Annotated in this window: 16 protein-coding genes; 9 read left to right on the top strand and 7 right to left on the bottom strand. The window is 58.8% G+C overall.

Translation table 11 applies throughout. From position 1 onward, the window contains the following. The first annotated feature begins 115 nt into the window (after positions 1–115). Entirely contained in the window at positions 116–934 is an 819-nt protein-coding gene (locus JFU37_RS19650; RefSeq protein ID WP_201117630.1) for a DUF2092 domain-containing protein, read from the top strand. Between the two features lie 16 nt (positions 935–950). Then, on the top strand, positions 951–1,766 hold the full coding sequence (locus JFU37_RS19645) for a hypothetical protein (protein WP_201117628.1): 816 nt from the start codon (positions 951–953) through the stop codon (positions 1,764–1,766). A gap of 114 nt (positions 1,767–1,880) precedes the next feature. On the opposite strand, the gene JFU37_RS19640 is transcribed toward JFU37_RS19645, so the two are convergent. Beyond that, the gene (locus JFU37_RS19640; RefSeq protein ID WP_201117626.1) at positions 1,881–2,336 is read right to left on the bottom strand and encodes a glycine zipper 2TM domain-containing protein; all 456 of its coding nucleotides are present in this window, start codon (positions 2,334–2,336) and stop codon (positions 1,881–1,883) included. Positions 2,337–2,633: 297 nt separating this feature from the next. Here JFU37_RS19640 and JFU37_RS19635 point away from each other — a divergent pair, with 297 nt between their 5' ends. Beyond that, positions 2,634–3,308: a DUF3313 domain-containing protein gene (locus JFU37_RS19635; RefSeq protein ID WP_201117614.1), complete on the top strand. Its 675-nt coding sequence runs from the start codon at positions 2,634–2,636 to the stop codon at positions 3,306–3,308. Between the two features lie 143 nt (positions 3,309–3,451). On the opposite strand, the gene JFU37_RS19630 is transcribed toward JFU37_RS19635, so the two are convergent. Beyond that, entirely contained in the window at positions 3,452–3,685 is a 234-nt protein-coding gene (locus JFU37_RS19630) for an AMP-binding enzyme (protein ID WP_342214957.1), read from the bottom strand. A gap of 327 nt (positions 3,686–4,012) precedes the next feature. Between JFU37_RS19630 and JFU37_RS19625 the strand changes: the two genes are divergently transcribed. Further along, positions 4,013–5,488 carry an anthranilate synthase component I family protein gene (locus JFU37_RS19625; protein WP_201117612.1) on the top strand — a complete coding sequence of 492 codons (1,476 nt, stop codon included), beginning with the start codon at positions 4,013–4,015 and terminating at the stop codon, positions 5,486–5,488. Next, positions 5,485–6,078 carry an anthranilate synthase component II gene (locus JFU37_RS19620; protein WP_201117610.1) on the top strand — a complete coding sequence of 198 codons (594 nt, stop codon included), beginning with the start codon at positions 5,485–5,487 and terminating at the stop codon, positions 6,076–6,078. Before JFU37_RS19625 ends, JFU37_RS19620 begins: the two co-directional genes overlap by 4 nt. Before the next feature lie 158 nt (positions 6,079–6,236). On the opposite strand, the gene JFU37_RS19615 is transcribed toward JFU37_RS19620, so the two are convergent. From JFU37_RS19615 to JFU37_RS19595, 5 genes are all read right to left on the bottom strand, one after another. Further along, positions 6,237–7,823 (bottom strand): class I adenylate-forming enzyme family protein, encoded by a 1,587-nt coding sequence (locus JFU37_RS19615; protein ID WP_201117608.1) that lies wholly within the window; start codon positions 7,821–7,823, stop codon positions 6,237–6,239. Between the two features lie 42 nt (positions 7,824–7,865). Next, a complete protein-coding gene (locus JFU37_RS19610) occupies positions 7,866–8,642 on the bottom strand; it encodes an SDR family NAD(P)-dependent oxidoreductase (RefSeq protein WP_201117606.1) in 777 nt (258 codons plus the stop codon). 72 nt (positions 8,643–8,714) lie between these two features. Then, complete coding sequence (locus tag JFU37_RS19605) at positions 8,715–9,872, bottom strand: acyl-CoA dehydrogenase family protein (RefSeq protein ID WP_201117596.1); 1,158 nt, start codon at positions 9,870–9,872, stop codon at positions 8,715–8,717. Between the two features lie 10 nt (positions 9,873–9,882). Next, the gene (locus tag JFU37_RS19600; RefSeq protein WP_201117594.1) at positions 9,883–11,130 is read right to left on the bottom strand and encodes a thiolase family protein; all 1,248 of its coding nucleotides are present in this window, start codon (positions 11,128–11,130) and stop codon (positions 9,883–9,885) included. A gap of 27 nt (positions 11,131–11,157) precedes the next feature. After that, on the bottom strand, positions 11,158–11,943 hold the full coding sequence (locus tag JFU37_RS19595; RefSeq protein ID WP_201117593.1) for an enoyl-CoA hydratase/isomerase family protein: 786 nt from the start codon (positions 11,941–11,943) through the stop codon (positions 11,158–11,160). Positions 11,944–12,281: 338 nt separating this feature from the next. Here JFU37_RS19595 and JFU37_RS19590 point away from each other — a divergent pair, with 338 nt between their 5' ends. The 4 genes from JFU37_RS19590 (at position 12,282) to JFU37_RS19575 (ending at position 18,286) form a co-directional block, all read left to right on the top strand. Continuing rightward, positions 12,282–14,333 carry an alkyl/aryl-sulfatase gene (locus JFU37_RS19590; RefSeq protein WP_201117592.1) on the top strand — a complete coding sequence of 684 codons (2,052 nt, stop codon included), beginning with the start codon at positions 12,282–12,284 and terminating at the stop codon, positions 14,331–14,333. Positions 14,334–14,343: 10 nt separating this feature from the next. Then, complete coding sequence (locus JFU37_RS19585; protein ID WP_201117588.1) at positions 14,344–15,813, top strand: aldehyde dehydrogenase family protein; 1,470 nt, start codon at positions 14,344–14,346, stop codon at positions 15,811–15,813. A gap of 146 nt (positions 15,814–15,959) precedes the next feature. Then, positions 15,960–17,738 (top strand): arylsulfatase, encoded by a 1,779-nt coding sequence (locus JFU37_RS19580; RefSeq protein ID WP_201117586.1) that lies wholly within the window; start codon positions 15,960–15,962, stop codon positions 17,736–17,738. Next, complete coding sequence (locus JFU37_RS19575; RefSeq protein ID WP_201117583.1) at positions 17,702–18,286, top strand: DUF2889 domain-containing protein; 585 nt, start codon at positions 17,702–17,704, stop codon at positions 18,284–18,286. Before JFU37_RS19580 ends, JFU37_RS19575 begins: the two co-directional genes overlap by 37 nt. Positions 18,287–18,347 lie beyond the last annotated feature (61 nt).

The raw sequence follows: 18,347 nt of genomic DNA, 5'->3' as shown, positions 1-18,347 counted from the left end.
AGCTGGACGTTGCTGTTGCCTGGCTTCCACAGCGGGGTCCTCGAAAAAAACCGTCCTGGTGCTACTTCTGTTGCTAGGCTTTAAAGCCTGACCTGATCTCTTCGGAGAACAAATAATGCGATCCGTCCCGCAGCATCTCCGGTTGTTCTCCCTCAGTTTGATCATGGGTTGGTTCGCCGTCCCTTTGCAGGCGGCACAAACAGCTGTCGTTGATGCGCCAGCGGTTCAACTGGAACCCAAGGCGCTGGAGATTCTGAAGACCATGAGCGCCAGGCTGGTGAGCACTCAGGGCATGAGCTTCAAAGCCATCACCACTTACGAAAAACCCAGCCGGTTGGGACCACCTTTGGCCTACTGCACAGTGGCGTTAGTCAACGTGCAAAGACCAGACCGACTGCGCGTATTGACCTCGGGAGATGGTCCTGCGACCGAGTTTTACTACAACGGCAAGCAAGCCTATGCCTTTGCGCGAAAGGAAAATCTACTGGCGCAAGCGGACGCGCCACCTACCATCGATGCGACCCTTGAGGCCGCGTATCAGCGTGCAGCCATCTACTTTCCGTTTACCGACGTGATCGTTGCCGATCCGTACAAGGATTTGTCCAGGGATATGCGTTTGGCGTTTTACATCGGCCAGTCCACGGTGATTGGGAATACCACCACTGATGTGATCGCATACGCCAGCGACACTGTGTTCGTTCAGGCGTGGATCGGTGCGCAGGACAAGCTTCCACGGATGTTGCGCGCCGTGTTTCGCGATGATCCGACGCAATCCCGGCATCAGGTTGAATTCAGCGACTGGAAGCTCAGTTCGGCGATGCCTGCGGACTTTTTCAAGCCCGAGCATATCGAGACGGCGCAGCGGATTCAGTTTGCGCCGCCTCCCGACATGCGTGCCCCGGAAGGGGTTAAAGAACCGGTGGAAAAACCCTGAACAAGGAGACTGAACCATGAACAGATCTACCTTGAAGTTCGCCGGCTTGTTAATCGCGGCGCTGACTTGTAATCATGCGTTGGCCTGGTCTCACGCTTCCAGTTTTGGACACTCATCCGGTGGTGGTGGCTCCTGGAGTCATTCTGGTGAGTACGGCTCGGCTTCGGGCGGCGGTGGCAGTTGGAGTGGCCAAAGCAATCGCGGTGGCTCGGCTTCAGGCGGTGGCGGGAGTTGGAGCGGATCAGGCTATCGCGGCGGCTCTGCTTCCGGTGGTGGCGGTAGCTGGAGTGGCAAAGACGAAAATGGCGGCACCGCATCCGGCGGAGAGGGCAGTTGGCACGGCACCGGGGCAGAAGGTGGAACGGCCTACGGCGGCCAAGGCTCGTGGCACGCACAAGGTGAGAATGGCGCCAGTGCCAGCGGCTACCACGCGGACGGGTATGGCACGACGGCTTACCATCCCGCTACTTACGGAACCACCTACTATCATCCGCCTACCGCTGTGGTCGCCAGCAGTGGCTGTTACAACTGTGGTTATAACGAGGGAGTTAACCCGGCAGCCGCCGCCGCTGCGGGCGTTGCAGTGGGGGCCGCCGCAGCGACGGTAGCAAATGAGAATGCCAACAAAAACGCCTATGGCGCGGGCTATAACGCCGGGATGGTTGCCTCTGCACCGCCGACAATGCCCATGGGTGCCACCTTTGTCAGTCTTCCCCAAGGGTGTGGATTGAGGACCGTCTCAGGGGGCACTTTCTATCAATGCGGAAACTCGTGGGTGCGACCTGCCTATGGTGCCAATGGCGTTTTCTACACCGTGGTGCCGATGCCGTAATCAATTCTACGAAAGGGGAAACCGGCATATTTCGATACTAACGTTGACGAAGGCCTGCCAGAGAAAAGCGACTCGCGGACCGTGGTCGGGGTCGCTCTATTTGGTTGGCGCGATCTAGCTTTGTGGAACAACCCGGGCATCATTGCCGGTCCCTTCGATGTACACATTCATGCCTTTGTTCAGCGCTGGATTGATCGGCTGGGTCACCGACACCAGCACGCCATTCCTCACCCGCACAATAATCTGCTGCGCTTCCTGGGGCTGGTCGTATTTTTTCTTCTCGGCGTAGTTGCCACCGGCCGCGCCAGCAAGGGCGCCGGCTACCATGGCGACATCGCGGCCGGTACCGTGGCCAATCAGGCTGCCGATGCCGACACCGGCGAGCCCGCCAAGAATGGCGCCGACGCCGCTGTCGTGGTTAGTCTGCATCTGTGTCAGTACGATCTGCTCGATCCGGCCTGAGCGAATCTCCGTCTCCCCGGCACCTCCGCTACTGGTTCCTACGGCGGCGCAAGCGGTAAGCACCAGACTTGTCAGTGTGATTATTAGCCGGGAAGCCGTGATATTCATTGCCGAACTCCGTCATCCAGAGGATGGGTAGATTCATACGCATTGCATCGCGTGAAAAAAAGCCTAGCACAGGGTTTTTTTTGGGCACTGGCTCCGATCCGAAAAAATCGCTTCGCCCGAGAGCGTCTACAGGGGACACGCATGCGTGAGGTCCGGCCAGCAGGGTTGCAGGACAGGACTTGGCTGAGCGTTTTCACAACGGTGCATGGACATTCCGGCGGACTCAACAATACTCAATAGTCGCTACACACCCGCCAGTACGTTCGCCCAGCCGTTTAAGTGCAGGAGATCGGATCAATGAACATGCACCGTCAATGGTTGGTCAGTGCGGTACTCGGTGGTTTACTGCTTTCAGGCTGTACCTCCAGGGTGACTGAGGAGCAGCAGTATTCAGGGTTTTTACCCAGCTACGAGGGTTTACAGGAGTTGAAATCTCCCACCGGCCAGCCAGTGCTGCGGTGGGTGGCGCCAGGTTTTGCCCCCGACGCCTATTCGACGGTGGTGTTCAGCGGATTGCAGTTTTATCCTGCGCCCCAGCCCAACGAACGGGTAAATCTGCAGACACTGCAAGACTTGCAGGCCTACACCAGTGCTCAGGTGAAAAGCGTCCTTGAACAAAAATACCGCGTCGTGCCGGTAATAAGGGACGCCCGCCCGGGTAAACGCACGCTGATCCTGCGGGCGGCGATTACCGGGGTAACGGCCACCAGCGAGGGCATGCGCTGGTATGAAATTGTGCCGGTGGCGGCAGTGGTTGGCGCGACCGAGGCGGCCACGGGGCATCGGGATCAGAACACCGAATTGTTTATCGAGGCCGAGTTTATCGATGCCGCTTCCGGCTTACCGGTGCTTAAGGCGGTGCGCAAAGTGTTTGGCGAGACCTTGAAAAACGCCAGTCAGCCCGTCACCGCCGAGGATTTCAAAGCGGCGATCAGGGGCATGACCAGCGATATGCAGACGTTGTTGATGTAGAGGATACGGAATGCACCCCTGTAGGAGCTGGCGTAGCCTGCGATCTTTTGATCTTGCTTCACCAGCAATCGCAAAGCAGCCAAAAGATCGCAGGCTACGCCAGCTCCTACATCGACCGATCCGTTACGCCGAGTGTGTGCACCTCAGCTGATCTTGCGCAAAGTTCCTTGCCAATATTTTTCCCGCACCTGCCGACGCAACACCTTGCCGACCACCGACGTGGGCAATTCATCGACAAACACCAGCGACTTCGGCGCCTTGTAGCCATCCAGTCGAGTGCGCGTTTGTGCGATCAACTCTTCCGACGTAACCGTTTCACCCTGGCGCAGGATCACTTCGGCGTGCACCGCTTCACCCCATTCGGGGTGCGGTCGCACCTAAAGCTGAGTCCTGAGTAACTTCAGGCGCTGGTTTTCGGACTTCACTGGCAGCGTCATTGGTCTGACGGAGTAATCCGTATACTTTAAAGGACATGTCTGACATACCCAGAATAGAAAATCTGGCAGGGTCGACGCCATGATTTCTATCTCTTCTCTCGATCGACTCGATACCGCACAACTGCGCTGCCTGGCTGTGCAGTTGCTCAGGGCGGAGCCTTTAAATCAAAAATTAAACTGATTGAACCGTTTGTCAGTTCAGGGCGTCGGCCTGTGCGTTCGACGCTCATCTGTATGAGCTGTTGGCAATAATAAAGGAGTGATGTCATGAGAGGGATAACCGCCCCCGTCAGTGTTCAGCTACACACTGAACGCTTGAAATGCGATCCGCTGGCTGTATATGTAGCGGCAGCAAAAGCATTAGGACCCGATAGGACCTTTATTCTCGAATCGCTGTCTGGCCCCAGCCGCGACCGTAAGGCGACTATCATCGGGATGGAGCCATTACTGGCTGTAAAGATTTATGAGGGGCACGCGACACTCGAGGGTAATGAGCGACTGACAGCCCATTTAAGACGTTCGCTGTCGGAACGGGGTATCGCTCTGGATGACCGTAGGCGTGTCGGCATTGATTCGAACGATGCCGTATGGGATTTGTTGCGTGCATTACAGTCATCCTTTGATGTTCCGCGCCAGCCTAATCCCAGCCTCGCCTTTTTTGGTTACCTCTCTTATGACTGTGTCCGGTTTGTCGAAGATATTCCGGTCCTGACCGAGCGAACCAATGACTATCCGATCATTGCGTTGACCGTGTTTCAGACGCTGGTGTATTTCCACGCCAACGGAACTGTGGATGTCATGGTTAACAATTGTGCTCTATGGAGCTTCCGCAGCACTGATGACTATGCCGCGCTGTTGGCCGATGCCGGGGGCATTCCGGTCTCTGACGCGCCGATTGTTTACCCGTCCGTTACGGTTGCTCGCGATACGGTGGAAAAAGAGCAGTTCCTTGGCTGGGTCGACAAGGCGCTGGAGCACATTCGCCAAGGCGATATCTATCAAATTCAATTGGGTCATGAAGTGCAGGTTGATACATCGATCAAGCCTTTTGACGTGTATCGGGCATTGCGCAAAAACAACCCGTCTCCCTACATGTACTTGGCCAATCTTGGTGGGGTCGATCTGATCGGCGCCAGCCCCGAACTCTTTGTCCGGATCAAGGACGATCTGATCGAGATGAGACCCATCGCTGGAACCGTGGGGAAAACACCCGGTGTATCCTCCAGCGAGTTGATCTTGAGCATGACACGCTCTGAAAAAGAGCGTGCGGAGCATTTAATGCTGGTGGACTTGTGTAGAAACGATATCGGTCGCGTCTGTCAGCCAGGATCACTTGAGGTCGACGAGTTGATGTTGGTCGAGGAGTACTCCCACCTCTATCACATGGTGTCCAACGTACGCGGTTTATTGCGAAAAGGGTTTGATGCCTTTGATGTTATCAAGGCGTCTTTTCCGGCGGGAACCATGACCGGCGCACCGAAGATTCGGGCGATGCAGATTATCGAAAGTATGGAAAATAACCGTCGCGGGATATATGCCGGAGCGGTCGGTCTGATCGGATTTGACGGTAGCGTCAATACGGCTTTGTGTATTCGGTCAGCGGTTCATAAAAATGGCACCTATTACTTGAGGGCTTCCGCAGGAGTCGTTGCAGACTCGGTTCCGGATAAAGAATGGACTGAAACATTCTACAAAATGGGCTCTGTTTATCGCGCCGTTACCGGAAAGGAAATGCTGCAATGAAAGTTTTCCTGATTGATGCCTATGACAGCTTTGTATTTATCATCAGCCAGTACCTTGAACAGTTGGGCCTGGAAACTCATGTAGAGCGTAATGATGTTCCGGATCTGATTAAAAGGATTGAAGCGTATGCCCCGGACTTTTGCGTACTGGGACCCGGGCCCGGCCATCCACAGGACGCCGGTTATATCGAAGTAATCCAGCACTTTAAAGGACGCTTGCCCATATTGGGCGTATGCCTTGGGCATCAGGCTATTGGCCTGGTCTTCGGTGGCTCGGTTATTCGGGCTGCCCATGTCATGCATGGAAAGATCAGCACGATAAATAACGATGGCCGAGGTGTATATGCCCATACCGATGGCAAGTCGATCAAGGCGACACGCTACCATTCGCTGATTATCGATCGCAAAGACCTGCCCGAGGAACTGGCGGTGACTTCTACCTCAAGTGATGACGGATACATCATGGGGGTGCGGCATCTTGAGCATCCGATAGAGGGTGTCCAGTTTCATCCCGAGAGCATTTTGACTGACGATGGCCTTGGAATATTCAAAAGTTTTATAGAGCAGCACTGCATGCGAGTCGAAAACTGAGTTCTATCAGCCGTCAGTAAGCGGAATGCACCCCTGTAGGAGCTGGCGCAGCCTGCGATCTTTTGATCTTGCTTCACCAGCAATCGCAAAGCCGCCAAAAGATCGCAGGCTGCGCCAGCTCCTACATCGACCGATCCGTTACGCCGAATGTGTGCAGGTCAGCTGATCTTGCGCAAAGTTCCTTGCCAATATTTTTCCCGCACTTGCCGACGCAACACTTTGCCGACCACCGACGTGGGCAACTCATCGACAAACACCAGCGACTTCGGCGCCTTGTAGCCCCCCAGTCGAGTGCGCGTCTGTGCGATCAACTCTTCAGAGGTAACCGTTTCACCCTGACGCAGGATTACTTCAGCGTGCACCGCTTCACCCCATTCGGGGTGCGGAATGCCGACCACGGCCGCCATCAGCACCGACGGGTGAGCCGCCAGCGCCGCTTCGACTTCCACGGCGTACACGTTGAAACCGCCGCTGATGATCATGTCCTTGAGCCGGTCAACGATGTACAGGTAGCCGTCGGCATCGATGTAACCCAGGTCACCGGACTTCCACGCGCCGTCGTCGAATTCGGCCGCCGTTGCTTCCGGGTTTTCGTAGTAACCCTTGATGATGGCTTTGCAGCGAATGCGGATTTCGCCGGTTTCGCCAATCGGCAGTGGATTGCCTTCCGGGTCGGCGATAAAGACTTCGACACCGGGGGTAGGCCGGCCAGCCGATGACAGATGTTTCAGGACGTCGGCATTACCGGGTTGGTGCGCAGCCTTGTCCAGCGCGGCGATCATCATTGGCGCCTCGGTGGCGGCGTATCCCTGGACAAAAATCTGTCCGAAACAGCCGACCAGTTCCCCGAGTTTGTCCGGGCTCATCGGCGCGGCGCCGTAAATCAGCGTGGTCAGGGACGAGAAGTCTTTCGGATCGGCACGCTGCAGTTCCAGCAAGCGATACAGCACGGTTGGTACCAGGAACGAGTGAGTGACGCGCTCGCTTTCGACAACCTGACGCCAGTTTTCCATATCCAGCTGGTTCAGGGTGATGTTGGTACCACCGCCGTACACCGTGGGGAAGAACAGCATTATGGTGCCGTGTGACAGCGGCGAGACGTGCAGCAGCCGTGTGGCGCTGGACAAGCCGAGGTCGGTGTTGATGAACGCCGCGTCGCGGCAGGCCATCCAGTTGTCGATGGAGTACATCGCGCACTTGCCCTTGCCGGTGGTACCACCGGTGAAGCGCAACATACAGATGTGCTGGTCGGTATCGAGGGTCACGTCGTTGTCGAGATCGGAGGCAGCGTCGACCAACGACCAAAAGCTGTGCACGCCGGGGAGGGCGGCTTGCTCAGCGGTGGGCGGGTCCATCACCACGATCTCGCAATCGCGGCTGCGCAGCATGCTGTAGTAGCTGTCCAGCAAGCGGGTTTCGAGAAACACCACCCTTGGCTTGACCAGCTCGATCTGCCGCGCGTGCTCGTCGAGCGGGTCGCGCAGGTTGGTCATGACCACCGTGCCTTCCTGCTTGAAGGTGCTGGGAAACATCATCAGGCTGAGGTTGTCGTTTTCCAGGATCAGCATGAAGCGCTCGCCCGCCCGCACCTGCAACACGGAGCGCAGGACGTCGGCGATGCGGTTGGTCAGCAGGTGGTATTGCTCGTAGGTGAGACGCCGATTGCGCTCGACGTTGACGATCGCTTCCTGGTCGCGATAGCGCAGCGCGAGCAAGCGCATGATTCGGCTGAAGTTCATTTTCATGGTGTGTTGGCCCTGTCTGACTGGCTCAAGAGAACGAGACGCTTACCGGGCACGCATGCGCGACGCGGCATCGAGACGGATGGTCTCGCCGTTGACGTAGGCGTTCTCGATCAAGAAGGCGCAGCAATGGGCGAACTCGCGCATGTCACCCAGACGTTTCGGCGCTTCCATTTGCTCTTTCAGGGAGTTCAGAACTTTCTCGTCCAGACCGGCAACCATGGTGGTCAGGAACAGGCCCGGTGCGATGGCGTTGACGCGAACGCCAATAGCGCCGAGCTCGCGCGCGGCAGGCATGTTCATACCGATTACACCAGCCTTGGTGGCGGCGTAGGCGCACTGACCAACCTGGCCTTCATAGGCGGCGCCGGACGAGACGTTGATCACCACGCCGCGCTCTTCGCCGGCTTCTGCTTCGTTGTTGGCCATGTGCTCGGCGCACTTGGACATCACGTTGAACACGCCATTGAGGTTGATCGCGGTGGCCAGGGCGAATTTTGCCAGTGGGGCAGCCTTACCTTCCTTGCCCAGCACTTTGAAACCGTTCGGTACAGCGGCGCCGTTGATGCAGACGTGGATCGCGCCAAATCGCGCCATGACCGCGTCGACAGCATTCTGTACCGAGGTTTCATCGCTGACGTCGGTCTGGACGAACATCGCCCGGTCGTCGCCAATCTCGGCGACGGCTTTTTCGCCGGCTTCGATGTTCAGGTCGAAAATCGCCACACGAGCGGCTTTTTCGCCCGCCATGTAACGCGCAGTGGCCAGGCCCAGGCCCGAAGCGCCACCGGTGATGACGATCACTTTGTCTTGAATACGCATGAGAGTGTCCTTGGTCGCTGCCCGGCTCTATGGAGCCGGGTTGTTATTGTTAGAGAGGGAACTGTCGGTCGATCAGAACGCGTTGACCCCGGTCAGGGCGCGGCCAATGATCAGTTGCTGGATCTGGGTGGTGCCTTCCGGAATCGGCACGATGATGGCTTCACGGGCGAGTTTCTCGACCAGGAAGTCGGTGGTGACACCGGCACCGCCGTGAATCTGCACGGCTTGGCGGGCGATGGTCACCGCCGCTTCGCACGCAAAGTACTTGGCCATGGCCGCTTCCATTTCGGCAGGGATGCCGGCACCGATCATCTCGGCGGCGCGGTAGGTCAGCAGGCGGGCGGCATCGACGTTGGTGGCCATCTCGGCCAGCATTGCGGAGATCAACTGGTGACCGGCGATCAGCTTGCCGTGTTGCTTGCGCTCCTTGGCGTAACGCACCGCTTCTTCCAGCGCGCGACGGCCGATGCCCAGGCCTTGGGCCGCGACAAATACCCGCGAGCGCTCGAAGAACGACAGGGTGTTTTTCAGCGCTTCGCCTTCGTTGCCGATGATGTTGCTGGCCGGAACACGCACGTCGTTGAGGAAAATCTGCGCGGTGGACTGGCTGTTCCAGGCCATCTTGTGGATGTTCTGCACTTCGTACGGGTGTTCTTTGCGGTCCAGCAGGAAATGCGTCAAGCCCTTGCGTGGATCATCGCCGGTGCGGCAGGTGCAGATCAGGAAGTCGGAATACGCACCGTTGCTGATCCAGGTCTTCTCACCGGTGATGATGAAGTCATCACCGTCGCGGCGGGCACGGGTCTTGATTTCCAGCACGTTGGAGCCGACATCCGGTTCCGAGATGGCGACGCTGACGAATGAATCGCCGCTGATCAGGCCCGGCAGGTAACGCTCGCGCAAGTGATCGGGGGCGAGTTTTTCCAGCATTTGCGCGCCGAAGGAGTTGATCACCACCGGTGTCGACAGGTCCACCGAGCAGGCGGCCACTTCTTCGAACAGCATGGTCATGGTCGGCCAGTCCAGGCCCAAACCACCGTTGGCTTCGCTGACTGCGCCGCTGACCATGCCGAACTCGGAGAGCTGGCGCATCATCTCGGCCATTTTCTCTTTGGGCATGAACTTGTCGCGGTATTCCTTATTGAACACCGGGTCGATTTTGTCGGCGAGGAAACGACGGAAACTCTCGACGGCTTCGAGTTGTTCCGGGGTGCGCATGACGTGTCCCATGAGGGGCTCCTTAAATGTTTTTATTGGCGAGAATGTTGACGGCGACCACGGCTTCTTCGATGCCGAACAGGCCGCCGCCGTTTTCCTGAATGGCGATTCGCGCGCCATCGACCTGGCGCTTGCCGGCTTCGCCACGCAGTTGCGTGACCAGTTCATGGATTTGCCCCAGGCCCGTGGCACCAATCGGGTGGCCCTTGGATTCGAGGCCGCCGGACGGGTTGATTGGCATGCGGCCGCCGACGGTGAAGTCACCGCGTTCGGCGGCCGGGCCGCCTTCGCCGAACGGCACCAGCATCAGCGATTCGGCGTTGAGGATTTCACCGATGGCCGAGGCGTCATGGACTTCCGCGACGTTGACGTCGGACGGGTTGATGCCGGCCTGCGCATAGGCTTTTTTCGCAGCGAGGTGCGCGACGATTTTTTCCGGTTCATCCAGGCCACGATTGGTCCCGGTTTGCACCACGCTGGCCAGCACGCGCACGGCGCGGCCGCCGGCATTTTTCAATCGCTTCAGGCCATCGGCGTTGCACAGCAACACAGCCGCCGCGCCGTCACTGATCGGCGAGCACATGAGGGTGGTCAGCGGGTAGCAGATCGGAGGCGAGGCCAGCACTTCTTCAATGCTGAAGGCTTGCTGGAATTGTGAGAGCGGGTTGTGCACCGAGTGCTGGTGGTTCTTCGCCGCAACGGCAGCAATCTGCCGTTGAGTGGTGCCATAACGCAGCATGTGGTTACGGCAAATCGCGGCATAAACGTCCATGAACACGCTGTAAGGGCGCTCAGAAACGGTGCCCGGCGGCGGCACGATGCCTTCGCCCATGGCCAGCAGGGTCTGCTTGTTCTGCTCGACCGTCGACACGTCCCAGCCACCATCGAACACGGCGAACATCTTGGCCTTGTCGGGGATGTTCATTTTCTCGGCGCCGACCGCCAGGGCGATGTCGCACTGACCTGCACGCAACGCCAGCGTAGCGAGGTTGAACGCCGAAGAACCGGAGGCGCAGGCGTTCTCCACGGAGAACACCGGCACGCCTTCGATGCCGATGCGGCGCATGGCGATCGGACCCGGAATGCCGGTCTGACCCTGCAACATGCCATTGGTCATGGTGCTGTAATACACCGAACCGACGTCAGCGCTGGTGGCGCCGGCATCCTCCAACGCCAGGCCGACGGCTTCGGCGACCATGTCGTAGACGCTGCGCTCCAGCAACCGCCCAAACGGCGTCATGCCAACGCCTACTACGTAGATATCGTTCATTGTCTGTTCCTGATGATCCGTTGTGGCCTAGCGGCCCTTGAAGTTCGGTGCGCGTTTTTCGCCAAAGGCCTGCAAGCCTTCCTGGAAATCGGCGGTGCGCAGGTGTTGGCGCAACATCACTTGCTCGTGTTGCAAGGCGTCGTCGCGGGACTTGTCGGAGGAGGCGCGGGCTACTTCTTTCATGCGGCGCAGGGCAATTGGGCTTTTTTTGGCGATCTGGTTGGCCAGGGCGAGGGCGGCATTGGCCAGTTCGTCATCGGCATGGACTTCGCACACCAGGCCGTAGACTTTCATCTCCGTCGCCGACAAGGATTTGCCGGTCATCAGCAAGTACATCGCCATGTTCAACGGAATCAGGCGTGGCAGGACGGCTGCGCCGCCAGCGCCGGGGTAGACGCCGAAGTTGGCGTGGGCGTCGGCGAGGGTGGCGGTTTGCGCTGCGACCACGATGTCGGCGCACATGGCCAGTTCCAGGCCGCCGGCCATGGTCACGCCGTTGAGGGCGGCGATCACCGGTTTGGGGAAGTTGCGTAATTGACCGAAGACTTGATTGGCGCGGTCGAGAAAATCGGCTTCGCCGGCGGGCAGGCTGCTGCCGGCCAGCACTTCCTTCAGGTCGGCACCGGCACAGAAGGCAGGGCCATTGCCGGTGAGGATCACCACACGCAACTCATCATTGCTCGCGATGTCGTTGAGGCAGCGTTCGAGTTCGGCGAGGGTCGCCAGGTTCAGCGCGTTCATGGCGCGGGGCCGATTGAGCGTCAGGCGTGCCACCGGGCCAACGATTTCATACAGCAAGACATCTTCACTCATGACAACTCCCCTTATTGTTAGCGCTCTGTTGGCGTTGTTGATGGGGCCGATAGTAGGAAGGCTGCCCAACGCCGCGCAGGTCATTGCAACGAAAGCGGTGGTCCGCAGGGGAGGAATACAGCGCAGGCACTAGCCACCTGGAAATCCCTGTAGGAGCTGCCGAAGGCTGCGATCTTTTGATGTTAAAAAGATCAAGATCAAAAGATCGCAGCCTTCGGCAGCTCCTACAGGTTGCGTGCCTGCGAAGACAGACGAATTGATCGAGAAGACCAGCAACCCGGGCGCACTTGCTTGCACCATCGACGGCATTCGAATAACAACGAGAGAGAGACCGTGCGATGAAAAAAATCCGTGTAGTGCTGACGGTGTCAGTGTTGGCCGCCAGCATTGTCGGGGCGATTCAGTGGTCGCGAGGTCAAACTGGCGTCCATTGGCAAGCGGTCGAAAACATCGCTGGCCAGGGCGGCCAGAAAGCCGCGACAGCGGCGACTATCGCGGTCAACGCCACCACGGCGCACACCATGCCGGCGGTGGATCCCGATGTGGAGGCCGACATCCAGCGCGGGTTCATTGCCAGCATCCCCGACGCCGAAACCACGGCGGCCGATGGTCATCTGGTGTACAGCCTCAAAGGCTACGAATTCCTTGGCAGCGCTGATGCGCCGGCCACGGTCAATCCGAGTCTGTGGCAGCAAGCGCGCAAAAGCATGTCCAACGGGCTGTTCAAGGTTACCGACGGTTTTTATCAGGTGCGCGGCCTCGACCTGACCAATATGACCATCATTGAAGGCAAGACCGGCCTGATCATTATTGACTGCAATCTGGCCACTGAAGTGGCGCATGCCTCACTTGAACTGTATTACCAGCATCGGCCGAGAAAACCGGTGGTGGCAGTGTTCTACAACCACAGCCATGTCGATCACTTTGCGGGCATTCGCGGCATCGTCGATGAAGAGGATGTGAAAGCGGGCAAGGTGCAGATCATTGCCCCGGCAGGATTCATGGAGACGGCGGTCGCCGAGAACGTGATGGCTGGCAACGCCATGAGTCGACGCGCCGAGTACCAGTTCGGGACGACCTTGCCTCGCAGCGCTCAAGGCCAGATTGACCTCGGTGGGGCCAAGGCATTGTCCAATGGCACCATCACCATGATTGCGCCGACTATCGAACTCAGTCAGCCGGTGCAGACACTGACCATCGATGGCGTTGAGATCGTCAACATGCTCGCCCCGGGTACCGAGGCGCCGGCGGAGTTCATCCATTACTTCCCGCAGTTCAAGGTGCTCGATACCGGTGAACTGGCACTGCCCACTCAGCACCAGTTGCTGACGTTGCGCGGAGCGACCATCCGTGATGGCCTGGCGTGGTCGAAATACCTCAACGAGGCGCTGCATCAGTTCGCTCCAGGTTCCGACATCCTGGTGGGGCAGCACGGCTGGCCGGTGTTCGGGCATGAGCGCGTGGTCAACTATTTGTCCAAGCAACGGGACATGTACAAGTGGCTGCACGACCAATCATTGCGGCTGATCAACAAGGGTTACAAGCCGGTCGAGATTGCCGAATACATGCGCGACCACGTCCCGGCGAGTCTGGCCAGTGAAACGTTTACCCATGGTTTCTACGGTTCGGTGCAGCGCAATTCCAAGGCGGTGTATCAGCAATACATGGGGTGGTATGACGCTAATCCGGCCAATCTGGATGCGTTGTCCGACGGTGATTACGGCAAGAAATTCGTTGAGTATGGCGGCGGTGCCGATGCGGTTCTGGCCCATGCGCGGACTGATTTTGCCAATGGTGAGTACCGTTGGGTGGCACAAGCCATGAGCCATTTGGTTTACGCCGAACCCAACAACACCGCGGCACGCGAGCTGTCGGCCGATGCCCTGGAGCAGTTGGGTTACCAGGCCGAGTCGGCTGTCGAGCGCAACAGTTATCTGGCGTCTGCGATGGAGCAGCGAAGCGCGGGCAAGAAAATCGCTTCACCGCTGCGCACAGCCAGCCCCGACATGCTTCGGGCACTGACCATCGACAATATCTTCGATTACCTGGGTGTGCGCCTGAAGGCGCCGGATGTCGAGGGCAAACACATTGTCCTGAACTGGAATTTCACGGACATCGGCACCTCGGGTAAGCGTTACATGCTCAACCTTGAGAACTCGGCGTTGACCTATGTCGCCGATTACAACGCCGACAAGGCCGATGCCACGATTACCCTGACGCGCGAGACGCTCAACGCCATTCTGGCGGAGAAAGTGTCGCCGATTGAGGCGGTGTTCAAGGGCGACCTGAAGATCGATGGCAGCAAAATAGCGGTCTATGACGTGCTTGGCTCGCTGGACAAATTCTCTCCGGACTTTGAGCTGATCGGGCCCAATGCGCCTGCAAAATAGGATCACGACCATGCACTCGTCGCTGTATGACCTTCCCCTGAATGACGATGCGCAAGCGGAGGCCTTGTCGGCCTCCGGGCGGGTAGCGGCTGTTCTCGCTCTCCAGCAAGCCGCCTCTTTATCGGAGGGGCCACCTTCGGCCGAATTGCGCATTGAGCGGATCAACCGAGTCATCAATCTGTTGCTAAATAACCAGCAGCGACTGTGCGAGGCATTGTCCCGCGACTTTACCTGGCGCAGTCATGACCAGTCGCTGTTGGCCGATGTCCTGCTGCCCGTCCAGGGGCTCAAATACGCGCGTGACCATGTGCGTCGCTGGATGCGCCCGGAACGTCGGCGCGCCGAGTTGGGCAGTGGCTGGCTGGGTGCCAGGGCGGCGATACATTTCCAGCCGCTGGGTACGATCGGCATTATTTCACCGTGGAATTTTCCCATCGCCATCGCGCTGGGACCGCTCGCCGAAGCGCTGGCGGCCGGCAACCGCGCCATTATCCTGTTCTCCGATCAGTCACCGGAAACGGCAGGCCTGTTGATTAAGCTGCTGGCCGAACAGTTTGAAGAAACCGAGGTGGCGGCCTTTATCGGCGGTGCCGACCTGGGCGCGGCATTCTCCGCCCTGCCGCTGGATCACCTGGTGTTTACCGGCAGCCCACGCGTCGGGCGCTTGGTGATGCGTGCGGCGGCGCAACACTTGACGCCGTTGACCCTCGAACTGGGCGGTAAGTCGCCGACCATTATCGGTCGCGGCGCTGACCTGGAAAACGCCGCCAGGCGCATCTGGGGCGGGAAGGGCGTCAGCGCCGGACAGGCCTGCATCGCGCCGGATTATGTGCTGGTGCACGAGGATGACCGTGAGCGCCTGTTGAGCTGCATGCAGGTTGAACTGCGGCGCATGTTCCCGACGCTGCTGAACAATCCGGACTACACGGCCATGGCAACGCCGGGGCAATACCAACGGATGCAAGCCTGTGTGCGAGACGCTCGGGAGCAGGGTGTTCGCGTCATCGAGGTCAACCCGGCCAACGAAGACCTGAGCGCTTCGCGCAAGATCGCTCCGACGCTGCTGGTTGATCCGCCGGACACGACACTGGCGATGCAAGAGGAAGTGTTCGGCCCGTTGCTGCCGATCCGCGGCTATCGCCATATCAATGAAGCGCTCGACTACATCAATGCGCATGCACGGCCACTGGCGCTGTATTACTTCGGTGACGACCGCTGCGAGGCTAAGCATGTACTGGAACGTACCCATTCGGGAGGCGCGTGTATCAACGAAGTGATGCAGCACCTGTTCCAGACCGATTTGCCCTTTGGTGGCTGCGGTCATTCCGGGTTTGGTCGTTATCGTGGCGGGTATGGATTCAAGGCGTTCAGCCTCGAACGTTCGGTGTTCATGCCGCCGCGATGGGATGTTATGGGCGTGTTGCGACCGCCTTACGGCAGGCTGTTTCGACGGGTGATAGGTGCTCTGTTGAAACCTTGAACCTCGCAAAGTCAAAAGATCGCAGCCTGCGGCAGCTCCTGCAGGGATGTGTGTACGCCGCGATTTTTTGTATGCACTCGATCAATGTAGGAGCTGCCGCAGGCTGCGATCTTTTGATCTTCACCACCGCGCAAAGGAACCCGTGAATGAACCCGTTGAAACCGCTTGTTCTGGCGATGTGTTGCCTGGCGTTTGGCACTCAATGTTTTGCGGCGCCCAAGCGCCCGAACATCGTGGTACTGGTGGCCGACGATTGGGGCTACAGCGATGTCGGCTCCTTTGGCAGCGAAATCGCCACGCCGAACATCGACACCCTGGCTCGTGAGGGCGTGCGCTTCTCAGACTTCCACGTCACGGCCTCGTGCTCGCCCACTCGCTCCATGTTGCTGACCGGCGTCGATAACCACCGCAACGGCGTGGGTAACATGCCGGAAACCATGCCCGACGAGCACCTGGGCAAACCCGGTTACAGCGGCGTGCTTAACGATAGTGCGATCACCGTTGCCAGCCTGCTCAGGGACGGCGGTTATCACACCTACATCACCGGCAAATGGCATTTGGGCAAAACCCCCGACACCTTGCCCAGCAACCGTGGTTTTGATCGTTCATTCATCCAGGCTGACAGTGGCTCGGACAACTGGGAAGAGCGTCCGTATGCGCCGCTGTACGACAAGGCCGCCTGGTTCGAAAACGGTCAGCCAGCGCACCTGCCGAAGGACTATTACTCGTCGACCTTTATCGTCGACAAAGCCATGGATTACATCGCTGCCGACCGCAAGGACGGCAAACCGTTTTTCGCCTATCTGGGGTTTCAGGCCAATCACGTTCCGGTACAGGCACCCAAGGACGTCATCGACAAATACCGGGGTCGCTATGACGAAGGCTGGACCGCCTTGCGCCAGGCCCGTCGTGATCGAGCCGTTGAGCTGGGCCTGATTCCCGCGGGTGTCGGCATGCAGACGATGGCCAGCACCGCTGACTGGAATGCATTGGACGCGCAAGAAAAACGCTACGAAGCGCGACGCATGGAAGTCTATGCCGGTATGGGTGAAACCATGGACCGGGAGATCGGTCGCCTGATCGCTCATCTCAAAGCGACGGGCGAGTACGACAACACGGTGTTTGTGTTTCTGTCTGACAACGGCAGTGAGCCCACTGACCCTTACGCCATTCCTGCGATCCGGTTGTGGCTGGAAATGAACTACACCCGTCAGCTCGACCGGTTGGGGAGCAAGGGCGCATTCACCAGCATCGGTCCAAGTTGGGCCAGCGCGGCCGCATCACCGTTGAGTGGCTACAAGTTCTTTGCAGGCGAAGGCGGGTTGCGCACGCCGTTGATCGTTTCAGGTGTGCGCGGCATTCAGGCTAATCACATCTCCAAAACATTCACCCACGTCACCGACATTGTCCCGACGTTGCTGGACGTGGCCGGTGTCAAACCGCACGACGGTCATTACCAGGGCAAAGTCGTCGAACCCTTGATCGGCAGCAGTCTGGTGCCGGTGCTGCAAGGGAGTGCCGAGCGGGTGCACCCCGAAGACCAGGCCATCGGTTATGAGCTCTCGGGCAGCGCCGCCCTGTTCAAGGGCGATTACAAACTGGTGAAAAGCCTTAAACCGGTCGGCAACGAACAATGGCACCTCTACAACATCGCCACCGATCCCGGTGAAGTGGTCGACTTGCAGGAGCAGATGCCGGAGCGTTTCCAGCGCATGCAGGCTGACTACGCCGAATATGCCCGCACCAACGGCGTGCTGCCGATGCCCGTCGGTTATGACTACATGCACCAGGGGCAGATGTATGCCTTGAAACACGTGGTGATTCCAAAGTTGAAGGCCGCCGCGCCGCCCGTGCTTGCCATCAGCGTGGCGCTGGTGGGTGTGCTGGTATGGCGCCGTCGTCGCCAGAACGTGGCGAAATCATGATCGATGAAGTGGATGAGTGGGGCCGTCGCCTGATCCATCGGCGCAAGGTCGAGTGCCAGGGGTACTTGCGTGCCGATGGGTTGTGGGACATCGAAGGCCGATTAAGCGACAGCAAGACGCACCCCGTGACCCTCGCTGAAGGGCGGACGGTCGCGGCGGGGCAGACCTATCACGGCATGTTGATTCGCCTGACGCTGGACGATGACTTCGTCGTGCGTGAGGTGCAGGTGGGCATGCCGGACGTCCCGACCAGCGAATGTCGCGGCGCGGCCTCGGCTTATCAAAAGCTGCTCGGCGAGCGGGTCGGGCCGGGGTTTTCGCGCCGAATCAAAGAATTGTTCGGCGGCATTGGCGGGTGTGTGCATTTGACCGAGTTGTTGCTGCCGATAGCGACGACGGCTTTTCAGACCATTCCCATGGCCCGGGCGATGGTTGCGCCACGCACGGCGCAAGATGTCGAGGCGTATCGCACCGCCACGGGCAAGCTGCTCAATACCTGTCACGCATTGCGCGAGGACAGTCCAGTCGCAGTGTTCCTGAAAAAATAACCGGCAGACCAGATGCAGAACCTGTGGGAGCGGGCTTGCTCGCGAAGACGGAGTGTCAGTC

The organism is Pseudomonas sp. TH41, from assembly GCF_016650695.1.
Classification (GTDB): Bacteria; Pseudomonadota; Gammaproteobacteria; order Pseudomonadales; family Pseudomonadaceae; genus Aquipseudomonas.
The sequence above is the reverse complement of the archived record's forward strand: the minus strand, read 5'-3'. Positions and strand labels throughout refer to the sequence as shown.